Annotated in this window: 7 protein-coding genes; 4 read left to right on the top strand and 3 right to left on the bottom strand. The window is 66.8% G+C overall.

The window, feature by feature from the left end:
- Nucleotides 1–179: 179 nt before the first annotated feature.
- Together VKA86_09540 and VKA86_09535 are read left to right on the top strand one after the other, a co-directional pair.
- Nucleotides 180–770 carry a hypothetical protein gene (locus tag VKA86_09540; protein ID HKK71447.1) on the top strand — a complete coding sequence of 197 codons (591 nt, stop codon included), beginning with the start codon at nucleotides 180–182 and terminating at the stop codon, nucleotides 768–770.
- 167 nt (nucleotides 771–937) lie between these two features.
- Nucleotides 938–3,097, top strand: coding sequence for a hypothetical protein (locus VKA86_09535; GenBank protein ID HKK71446.1), 2,160 nt, complete (start codon nucleotides 938–940; stop codon nucleotides 3,095–3,097).
- Between the two features lie 392 nt (nucleotides 3,098–3,489).
- Here the strand turns inward: VKA86_09535 and VKA86_09530 are convergent, their stop codons facing one another.
- From VKA86_09530 to VKA86_09520, 3 genes are all read right to left on the bottom strand, one after another.
- The gene (locus VKA86_09530) at nucleotides 3,490–5,868 is read right to left on the bottom strand and encodes a T9SS type A sorting domain-containing protein (GenBank protein ID HKK71445.1); all 2,379 of its coding nucleotides are present in this window, start codon (nucleotides 5,866–5,868) and stop codon (nucleotides 3,490–3,492) included.
- A gap of 361 nt (nucleotides 5,869–6,229) precedes the next feature.
- Nucleotides 6,230–6,949 (bottom strand): thioredoxin-dependent peroxiredoxin, encoded by a 720-nt coding sequence (prxU, locus tag VKA86_09525; GenBank protein ID HKK71444.1) that lies wholly within the window; start codon nucleotides 6,947–6,949, stop codon nucleotides 6,230–6,232.
- A gap of 98 nt (nucleotides 6,950–7,047) precedes the next feature.
- Nucleotides 7,048–8,520: a DUF4070 domain-containing protein gene (locus tag VKA86_09520; GenBank protein HKK71443.1), complete on the bottom strand. Its 1,473-nt coding sequence runs from the start codon at nucleotides 8,518–8,520 to the stop codon at nucleotides 7,048–7,050.
- A 157-nt stretch (nucleotides 8,521–8,677) separates the two neighbouring features.
- On the opposite strand from VKA86_09520, the gene VKA86_09515 reads away from it, so the two are divergent.
- Nucleotides 8,678–9,316 carry a hypothetical protein gene (locus tag VKA86_09515; protein ID HKK71442.1) on the top strand — a complete coding sequence of 213 codons (639 nt, stop codon included), beginning with the start codon at nucleotides 8,678–8,680 and terminating at the stop codon, nucleotides 9,314–9,316.
- Nucleotides 9,303–10,521: hypothetical protein (locus VKA86_09510; GenBank protein HKK71441.1), on the top strand; the 1,219-nt coding region annotated here is incomplete at its 3' end. The genes VKA86_09515 and VKA86_09510, both read left to right, overlap by 14 nt.

The following is a 10,521-nucleotide window of genomic DNA, read 5'->3' as shown; positions in this document are numbered from 1 at the left end:
TGGGGTGCCCACAGGTGGGGTCGGGAGTCACACCCTGCACCGCGATCGTGAGCGTTCAGGCGGGACGAGCCCGGGGCATCGATGCGGCCGGGCAGGTTCTCATGACCGATGCGCTGTCGTCGGTGACCAATGGATCACCACCCGGTCAATGCTCCGTGATGCATCCCGGTGGAAGCCGCATGCAGACCCTGTCCGCCGGGGAGATGTGGGGGGCTCCCGAGGAGCCATCACCGGAGTGGACCCTGGAGAATCTGCGCTGGAATCGCGAGTCGGCGCGGCAGGGCAAGATGGTGTCGCTGCTGGCCGATGCGTCTGGCGTTCCGGACGGGACGCCGGTCGTAGCGGAGATCCTCGAGTTCGACAGCGACGGTCGACACGACCTGGTGGTCGAATTGCATGGAACGGTAGAGGGATCCTCGCTGCGCATCGACTGGCCTTTTCGATACGTCCGTGATGAGGACGAGGTGAACCAGGGCCGCGACGGTGAGGTCGGGGGCGACGACTACGCCCACCCCGAGTACTTCTTCCGCCTGCGAGTCCTCGGATCCTGCTTCGGCGAAGAGCAGGAGTCCGGTCTGCTTCGCTTCCAGAGCCATGTGGAGATCTCGAGACGCTTCGCCAACGGTCGTCCGGCTGCTGGCCAGAGATTCGAGATCGTCTTGCCCGACGGACGGGTCGAGGAGGGCGAACTCGACGACGAAGGTCTCTGCCGGATCGACGATGTGCCGCCCGGTACCTACAGAATCCGCTGGATCGCCCCGGGCTCCTGAGAGTCCCGCCACTGTGAAAGGAGTCCGTCGTGCCCGAAGGGGTTCCGGGAATCGGTATCTGCTCGGGTCGTCGTTGGGAACTCGAAGAGCCCTGCCTGAGGTTGCGCCCTCTCGATGCTCATCGCCTGGCTCGGCGGCTCGGCCAGATTCGGTACGGTGCGAACAGCATGGATATCTTCATGCGTAAGGTGACGTCGCGTCATCCGCTCGGGGCGCCGGCGTTGCGCCGCTACAGGTCGTATGGGGACGTGTTCGTGGTCGAGGAGCCCGATCGACCCTGGGACGAGGAGAACGACCTCGAAGGGGGATTCCTCTACTTCTTCCTGTGGGATCCCCGCAAGGAAAGCCAGAAATTCGACTGGACGGAGGTCTATGATCTCGGGACGGGAGTCGGGGTGATCCACGAGTGCGGCACGGCGCTGGACGTCGAAATCCCCCACATCACGAGTGACTCCGAGCACTCGGGCGAACTATGGGCCTACTATCGCGAGCGGAAGTTGGAGCCGTCGCAACTCGAGTTCCTCGCGAGTGGAGCGCTGAGTCGCTTGGGTTGGAAGGTATCCGGACTGTCCTTGGACGTACACGAGCTGCCGATCGTGAACCGAATGCGATTGGCTCATGAACTCGGCGAGTTCCGAAGTCACAAAGTATCGATGGCGATGGACAAGCGGCCTGATGGTGAGACAGAACTGTTCTGGTCGGTGGTCGAGCGAGCCGAGGCGGAGTTCGGTCTTTCCGTCCGGGGGCATGTCGGCAAAGGACTCGAGAGCCGTGCCGGTGTCTTGGACAGGCTCTGGTGGCTCGTGGATGACGTGATCCCCGGTGAACAAGGTGATGACAGCCCCTACTGGGGCTTCTACCGCCAGAAGATCGCCGAGGGAAAGGAATTGAAGGCCACGGTGGCGAACATCGACTCGGCATGCAGGTCGACGCTCGATGCCTCCTGGTTCCTGGACGAATTCCAGCTCATCGCCATGGCCGAAGCGGCTTCGGCCGTGGACGAACAGAGACTGGCGCTGGAAGCTGTCATCGAGGCGGCTCCGATAGCTCACTACGCATCGCGAAATCGAGCCATCGAGCGTCGTTGGTGCCATCCGGCTCGCGGACGTGACGACTCGGAGCCGAGTTGGTCCAGCCGCGTGGTGGGCGGTGACTGGATGAAACCTCTGCCTCGTGAGTGCGACGCCGACCTCTTGGATCGATTCCTGGTGGCCGTCGCCACGATGAGCCGTGTCGGGAGTGACGGGCCCGACGGTATCGACGAGTGGCTTCGAAACATCGAGGCGTCGACACGTGACACGGCATGGTGGCGACTCAGCTCCGGTCTCGCCGATTCCGTCGCGGGCGAAGGGGGGAGCTTCGAGGAGCTTACAGTCTATCGCGATCTGTTCGTGGCGGCATGGTCGTACGCCGAGGATGATGACCTGGATTCGCGTCGCGAGGCGGCGGTCGACGCAGTCGGAGCCATTCTCGAGATTGCAGGACAGATGCCCGGGACGGCGGCGAGCACGCTACGATGGACCCGGATTGGCCTCGGTGTGGATGCGGTCGCCATCATCCTGCAGGCTCAGGAGATCGAGACTGTCGAGGATGCGGGTCTGACACTGGTGGACGTCGGATTGCTCGCTCGGCAGATCGCGAGCAGCATGTCATCGACGGCCACGGGGGCAGCCAAGGGAATCACGGGACGGATGTTCGGTTCTCTGACCCGATTCAATGTGATCGTGGCCATCGCTTTGATGTGCATCGACATCATCCGGAAGCGGTCCCGGTGGTGGAACCGCATGGAGGCCGCCCGGGATTGGGCGTCGACACTGCCCCGACGCGATGAGATTCGAGATGGCGTATCCCTCCTGGCGGCTGCGCAAGTTGGTGTGCTCCTTCTGTTCGACGCAAAGCTGCATGTGGAGAGGATCCCCTCGAGCAAGGCAGGTGAGAGAGAGGTCGGTCTGCGCTGGACGCTCGTACCGACCAGCCCGATACCATTCGATCTCGACTTCGAGATCGAGGAACTCGAGGTCCGAGTTGGAATCCGTCCCTATGGTCAAGCTATTCCCCCTGGTGCGGATAGAGCGATTTTCGAAACGCTATTCCCTGTATTCGGACCGTGGCGGAAGGCAGGAAGGCATCGAATGGAGATCTCGGAACGGCCCTATAGGATCTTCAAGGACCTTCACCACGCCGTCCCGGAATGGGACGGCACCCGATCGCCAGACTATACGGTCAGCTATCGGGGAGTCGTCAGAGCGACCGTCAGAGGAACCCGCGCGCGTGCCGGCGGACCATCTGTTGCGATCCCCGTTCGAGGCAGTGAGATGTCGATCTAGCCCCGGGCAGGGCCTCGGCTCCGAACCGCATGGAGGTATCTTCCCGTAACGTCGGACGCAATGCGAAACCTGTGCGTGATGGGCACGATGCTGTTGGCTGCGACGGGATTCGGTATTGTCCGCAACGCCGAAGAAGTGAGCCGCCGCACCCCTCGGAAACTGAGGCGCCAGATAATCTGAACCCGTACGATCTCTGTCCTCGGGTGGCCTCCTCCTCGTAGAGTTGCGGTACGACCAGAGCGATCAACGGCCCCACACGTACCGGACCCGCGGCACCCAGATGTGTCAGGCTCTGGTCCAGGACACCATCACCCGGACGACCTCAAGATGAGGAGCACCGGAGTCCACATGATCGGTCAGGTGGCCAACGCGGAGGTGGGCCGGATGTCCCCTCACCGCACCAACACCACCCTCCGCACCAACGGCCCCTCCGACCCGTCCGCCAGCCGCACGAAGTACGCCCCCGAGGCCACGGCCCGCCCGCGCAGATCCGTGCCGTTCCACACCCGCGTGTACGTCCCCGCGTCCAGCCGCTCGTCGACGAGCACGTCGACGATGCGCCCCCGCATGTCGTAGATCCGCAGCGACACGTCGCTCGGCCGCTGCACCTCGAAGCGCACCGACGTCCGCGGGTTGAAGGGATTCGGGAAGGGCCGGTGCAGCGACAGCGCACCGCTGCTCAGCGGCGGCGCATCGGTCGTGGTGCGCAGCGCGTTCGCCGTGGCGAAGAACGCGCCGCCGTCGGCGGCCAGCTGCAGCGACTGCACGCGGAAGTCGGACTGCGGCACGATCGCGCGCACCTCGACGTCGACCTCGAGCGACCGAGTCGAGGACACGCGCCCGAACTGCACCGAGAGGATCACGTCACCCGCATCCGTCTCGACGGACCCGATCCCCGGCGTGCCGACCACACGCGTGGCGATGTCACGGTGCACGATCCCGCCGCGTTCGATCACCGTGCCGTCGGCGTCGAGGACCTCGTAGTCGATCTGCTCGAGGTCGGTGATCGCACGAGCGTCGAAGCGCACGGCGACCTCGCCGTTGCCGACGGGCTCGAGGATCGCCTCGATCGGCGCGTAGCCCCGCGTGGGATCGCTCGCGCGCACACCGCCGCAGCGGAACGCCAACAGCGGATCCTGCGCGGTCGAGAAGTCCATCGCGGCCGCGTCGACGGGCTCGAACGCGAACTCCACGCCGTCGACGGGATCGCCGCCGGTCGGCGCCATGCTGCTCACGAGCGCCGAACCGTCGGCCGCGCGCTGGACGACGGCGCTGCCGGTCGCGCGCGACGTCGGCGCGCCCACGCTCGTGCCCGGGCCGAAGACGTTGCCGGTGTACCGCACGTGCGCGATCGTGCCGTCGGGCAGGCCTCCGAGGTCGGTCTCGACGTCGGTGATCAACGGATCGGCCGTCAGGGTCATGAGCATCTCGATCTGCATGCGCGTCACGCCGGCGACCGTGTCCGACCCGACGTCCAGATCCACCGGCGAACCGAAGCGCATCTCCACCGCGACCTCGTTGCCGTTGCGCAGGGGCGGCAGGGTCCAGTCCTTCGGAAAGGCGCCGACGGTCGACGTCGTGGGGAACTCCGTGCTCGGATCGGTCCGGCCGGTCGCACCCGTGCTGGTCTGCCACGCGACGACGTACAGCGCGGACGGGTCGACGAGAATCGGTTCGTAGCTCGTGCGGTCGCCGTTCGGCGTGGCGCGGACGCCGTAGACGATCTCGGCGCGGCGGCCGCGGAGCGGCGTGTCCGACGAATCGTTGATCCGCCCCTGGTGGGTCAGAACCGGAGGCACGGCAAGCGGGGTCCCGTCGGCGCCGGTGAGCGACATCGTCACGCCGTGCTGGCCGGGGCGCAGCGCGGCCGACACGCGCGCGCTGCCCTCGGGCGAAGGCCGCAACGCGAGCGACGCCCGGCCGTCGGCGGCGCGCACGATCTCGCCGCGGCCGCCGTTGCCCACGCGCACTTCGTGGCCGTTCAGGCCCATGGCGGCGTCGATCACCTGCAACTGCGGTTGCAGGCCGGGCTGCGGCGTGAACTCCACGGCCAGGGTCTCGACGTCGAAGAGCGTGCCGGTGGTTCCCCAGATCCCCACGCGCACCTCGTCGGCGGTGACGACGACGTCGCCGAAGGTCAACGTGGTTCCCGGTTCGAAGAGCAGGGCGATCGCGCCACCGCCCGGACGGTCGGCGGTCTGGGGCTTCGTCTGCTCGATCTCGTCGGAGATCTGCTCGAAGGTGCTGCTCAGCGGCGTGCCGAGTCCGCCCGTCCCGTTCGGCGCCGTGGAACCCTCGAACAAGGGGCTCGTGGCCTCGGCCGCCGCCTCCTCGTGCACGGGATTGCCGTTCTCGAAGGCGCGCACGGTCACCGCGTGCTGGCGCAGCCGGTCGCCGAGGATCTCGAGAGTGAACCGCATGCCGCTGCCTTGGGCGGTTCCGTTCAAGCGCAGGAGTTCGGTGGTTCCGTCTTCGAATCCGAAGCCTGCGGTCGCGCTCATCCTGTCGTGGATGGACTCCGGAGCCATCCATCGGATCGGGCCGACCTTCGTGTCGGAGCCGCCGCCGGCCGCGGGCGAAGCCTCGAGCGTCAGCCCGTAGGGCAGGCCCGGCTCGGCCGGCTGCAACGTGAAGCCGTCGGCGGTCTCGCTCGCGCGGGTGCCGTCGGCGGGGCGCAGCGGCCAGTCGGTGAGGTCGGCGGCGTGGACGGGCGTGGCGACCATGGACGCCGCGGAGGCGAACAGAACCAGAAACGCGAGAGACAGACGCATGGGGACCTCGGCGATCGAAGGGGTGGGTGATGCCGATGCATCACCGATGCCGAGTGTAGCGCACGAGTGAAGCTGTTTTCAGCGAGGAAAGTGGGAGGCGGGTTCGGGTTCTTCGTAGAGGGGGCTGTGGAAACGGAAACGCCGAGGCGTTTCCACGGATCGCAGGCAACGCCAGCACGTTGCACGGCACGGATGTCAACGCCCCAGCGTTTGCGTTTCGTGAGCTCTTCCCACCACCAACATCGCTCCGCAGCCCCGGACCCGAAGACCCGAAGACCCGAAGACCCTGAACCCCGAAGAAGAAGCCCGCCCCGCAACCGCGGAACGGGCCCGATCGACACACACATACGTGCAGGACGCGCTACGAGTGCGCCATCTCCGTCTTCCATTCCTTCCACACGTTGCCGACCAGGTCGGGACCCGGCTTCAACGTGGGCTTGCCCGGCTGCCAGCCCGAAGGGGTTGCCTCGGCGCCCTTGGACTCGCGGACGAGCTGGAAGGCCTGGATCTGCCGCAGGGTCTCGCTCACGTTCCGGCCCACCGGCGGGGTGAGCACCTCGTAGCCCTGCACGACCCCGTCGGGATCGATGAGGAAGCGGCCGCGGTTCTCGACACCGGCGTCCTCGTCGTACACGCCGAAGACCTTGCCGACCTTGCCACCGCCGTCGCTCAGCATGGGGAAGGGAACGCCACCGTCGACCATCTTCTTCAGTTCGTGGTCGTCCCACATCTTGTGGACGAACACGCTGTCGACGCTCACGGAGAGGATGTCCACGCCCAGTTTCTGGAATTCACTGTACTGCTCGGCGACCGCCGAGATCTCGGTCGCTCACACGAAGGTGAAGTCGCCGGGATAGAAGCACACCACCACCCAGTTGCCGAGGTAGTCGCTGAGCTTCTCCGAGCCGAATCGGCCCTGCTGGTACGAGGGCGCCTCGAAGTCGGGCGCGGGCTTGCCGACGTGGATCATCGGGCTGGGCTCCTTGTGCACGGGTTGGGTGTCGTCGACGTCCTCGGGGGGCGGGCCTCCGACGGGGCCGCCAGTGGGACGCGCGCAACCGACCTGGGGTTCGTCGGACATGGTGGGCCGACCTCCTCACGGTGCGGGGATGGATCGCCTCCAATCAGGAAACGATCCGTCCTCGGTGCCATGGTGTATCGGCATCAACCCCTGAACGATCAGAGTCCCCGCGCCACGCGCCGAAAGTGGTACCCGTGGATCGCCAGCGTCACGGCCACGGCGAAGGCCCTGCGATGGCGCACCAGTGCGTAGGCCAGGAAGCCCCAGTACGCCCGACGACCGCGATCCCGCAGACCGAGCACCCACATCGAACGGAACAACGCGGCCACGTCCTCGCGACGCAGGCCACGCCGTGGGCCGTGCGGCCGGTAGTTGCGCAGGAAGGCCTTGGCGCGCTCGTAGAACACCTGGGGTTCGTACAGTCGTTTCATCAACTGCCGGTACCCGCTCTCGAGCGTGTCGCGGTCGAGCTTCGGGACGAAGTTGCAGAAGGCGTCGGTGTTGTTGCCGGCACTGTCGCTCAGCAGGCGGCCTTCGCGCTTCAGGCGCTGGTAGAGCTTGGTGCGCGGCAGCGCGTTGAGCAGGCCGACCATGGCCGTGACCACGCCCGTGCGCTGGATGAACGCGAACTGCCGCTGGAAGACGTCGGGCTGGTCGTGGTCGAAGCCCACGATGAACCCACCCATGACTTCGAGCCCGGCGTTCTGCAGGATTCGCACGGACTCCTCGAGATCGGTGCGCACGTTCTGCAGCTTGTGGCACTCGCGCAGGGCGTCCTGATCGGGGGTCTCGATGCCCAGGAACACCTTCTTGAAGCCGGCGCGGACCATCAGCGCGAGCAGCTCGGTGCTCTGGGCGAGATCGACGGTGGCCTCGGTCAGGAAGTCCATGCGGATGCCGGTCCGCTCGCGCCAGTCGATCAGCGCGCGCAGGAACTGCCGGGTCTTGCGGCGGTTGCCGATGAAGTTGTCGTCGACCACGAAGACGTCGCGGCGCCAGCCGGCGCGGTGCAGCGCCTCGAGCTCGGCGATCATGTGCTCGGGTGTCTTGGTGCGCGGCACGTGGCCGTTCATGACGACCACGTCGCAGAACTCGCAGTCGTGCGGACACCCGCGGGAGAACTGCACCGACATCGTGGCGTAGCGGTCGAGGTCGAGCAGGTCCCAGCGCGGGACCGGTGTGTGGTCGAGGCAGGGGAAACCGTCGGGCTCGTAGAACCGCTGTAGCGTGCCGGCCTCGAGGTCGGCGACCAGCCGTTCGATCACGTCCTCGGCCTCGCCCAGACAGAAGTGGTCGATCTCGGGGAAGCCCTCGTGGCCGGTCGTGAACAACGGACCACCGGCGATCACCGTGCGCCCGCGTACGTGGCAGCGGTGGGCGATCTCGTGGGCCGACTCGCGGTGGACGATCATGCCGCCCAGGAACACGACGTCGGCCGCATCGATGTGTTCGTCGCGCAGGGGCTCGACGTCGAGGTCGACCAGGCGCAGCTCCCACTCGTCGGGGAGCATGGCGGCCACGGTGAGCAGACCCAGCGGCGGGTGCGTGGCACGCTTCGACACGAAGGGCAGGGCGTGGGCGAAGCTCCAGAAGGTGTCGGGCGTCTCGGGCGACACGAGCAGGACGTTCATGGGACATCTCCTCGGGAAGAGGGGAATTCCCACTGAATGCTAGGGATTCGCGGCGTGGAGTGCAGCGGGTGAAAGTGCTTCAGGGGTGTGATCCCTTGATCTTCGGGTGTCGAATCTGTGACAATGAGGGGTCCAACCCCATCCGACCGGAGGCTCCATGCGCATCCAGAAGGAGGTCGCTCTCGCCCTGGCCCTGGTGCTGGCTCTCGTTGCCGCACCCGTGCCGGACGCCCACGCGACCACCATGCTCCCTCAGAACCTGGTCGACCTCGTGTCGCTCTCCGAGCACATCGTCGTCGGCGACGTGATCGACCTGAGCGACGGCTTCGACGCCCAGGGCGTTCCGTACACCGAGATCACCGTGCGGATCGACGAGTCGATCCACGGTTCGAGCGGATCCACGCTGACCTTCCGTCAGTTCGGTCTGCTCGAAGCGCGGACCCTTCCCGACGGCAGCCGCTACCTCGGCGTCACGCCGCCGGGCTGGCCGGAGTTCCGCGTGGACGAAGAGGTCATGCTCTTCGTGCACGAGGGCTCGCGCGCGACGGGTCTGAAGACGACCGTCGGTCTGCTGCAGGGCAAGTTCTCGATCCGCGACGGCCGGATCTCGAACGGTGTGGCCAACCGCAACGTGTTCCACCACGTCGACCTCGACCCGTCGATGCTCAGCGCGCGGCAGGCGAAGGCCGTGCAGGATCCGTCGACCATGGAGGCCGAGGCCTTCATCGATCTGGTCCGCACCGTCGTGAAGGAACGCTGGGTGGAAGAGGGGAGGTTGAGCCATGCGCAGCACTAGCCGCCTCCTCGCCACGCTGGTCGTTCTGACCGCGCTCGCGCCGGCCGCGAACGCCGGCGGCCCGTTGATCCTCTTCGATCCCGCGACCCAGACGCCCTACGCCTGGGGTCCGTCGGTCTCCATGTACACCGACCTCGGTCCCTTCGGATCGGTCACGAATGCCCAGGCCGACGCGATCACCGCCGACGCCGCCGCCACGTGGAGCGCGGTGCCGACCTCGTCGTTCAGTGCGTCGGTGGTCGGGGACTTCAACAGTATCGGTCTGCCCGACATCACGGCCGCCAACGCCAACCAGGTGGTCGGCGTGTTCAACGGGGGCGGCATCCACGTGCTGTACGACACCGATGGCACGCTCATCCAGAGCTTCTTCGGCGCGCCTCCGGGCGTGCTGGGCATCGCTTCGCCCGAATTCGCCAGTGGGTCGACGCTCACCGAGGGCTGGATGGTGATGAACGGCGCCGCCGTGAACGCCGGCGACCTGCCGAACGCCGACTCCTTCGCCGGCGTGTTCACGCACGAGATGGGCCATGCCATCAACCTGGCCCACACGCAGACCAACGGCGGCATCATCTTCTTCGGCGACGACCGGGGTCCCGGCGGCTGCGGTCTTCCGTACACCGGCGGCACGCTCGGTCTCGCCCAGACCGAGACCATGTTCCCGTTCATCGATCCCAGCCCGGGCTCGACGGGCGTGGCGCAGGCCACGGTCAGCCACCTCGACGACCAGGCCACGCTGTCGGACATCTATCCAGCGGCCGGCTATCCGGGCAACTTCGCCACCATCGAGGGCACGGTCTTCGACACCGACGGCACGACGCCGTTGACCGGCGTGAACGTGATCGTGCGCAACGTGGCCGATGCCTACGACGACGCCCAGTCGGCCATGTCGGGCGACTTCACGCAAGGGGCACTCGGACCCGACGGCCGCTTCCGGCTGACCGGGCTGACCCCGGGTGCCGACTACGTCCTGTACGTCGACGAGATCATCCAGGGTGGTTTCAGCACGCCGCCGGTCCAGCCCCTGCCGGGACCGGAGGAGTGGTGGAACAACGGCGAGACCAACCTCGGCGCGCTCGACGATCCGTGCGCCTTCACCGCGGTGAACGTGGCGGCCGGCCAACCGGTGACGCTCGACGTGCAGCTCAACGACGCGTCGACGGCCGACCCGCCGTCGATCGCCGTCACCCCCACGGGCCTGTCCTTCT

The organism is Candidatus Krumholzibacteriia bacterium, assembly GCA_035268685.1.
In the GTDB taxonomy this organism is placed as follows: Bacteria; Krumholzibacteriota; Krumholzibacteriia; order JAJRXK01; family JAJRXK01; genus JAJRXK01.
Note: the sequence above shows the minus strand (reverse complement) of the source record. Positions and strands in the feature narration are given on the sequence as shown.

Bases quoted from the DNA above. Each gene is read 5' to 3' on its own strand.
- VKA86_09540 (HKK71447.1), top strand. From the start codon at position 180: ATGCAGACCCTGTCCGCCGGGGAGATGTGGGGGGCTCCCGAGGAGCCA.
- VKA86_09535 (HKK71446.1), top strand. From the start codon at position 938: ATGGATATCTTCATGCGTAAGGTGACGTCGCGTCATCCGCTCGGGGCG.
- VKA86_09530 (HKK71445.1), bottom strand. From the start codon at position 5,868: ATGCGTCTGTCTCTCGCGTTTCTGGTTCTGTTCGCCTCCGCGGCGTCC.
- VKA86_09520 (HKK71443.1), bottom strand. From the start codon at position 8,520: ATGAACGTCCTGCTCGTGTCGCCCGAGACGCCCGACACCTTCTGGAGC.
- VKA86_09515 (HKK71442.1), top strand. From the start codon at position 8,678: ATGCGCATCCAGAAGGAGGTCGCTCTCGCCCTGGCCCTGGTGCTGGCT.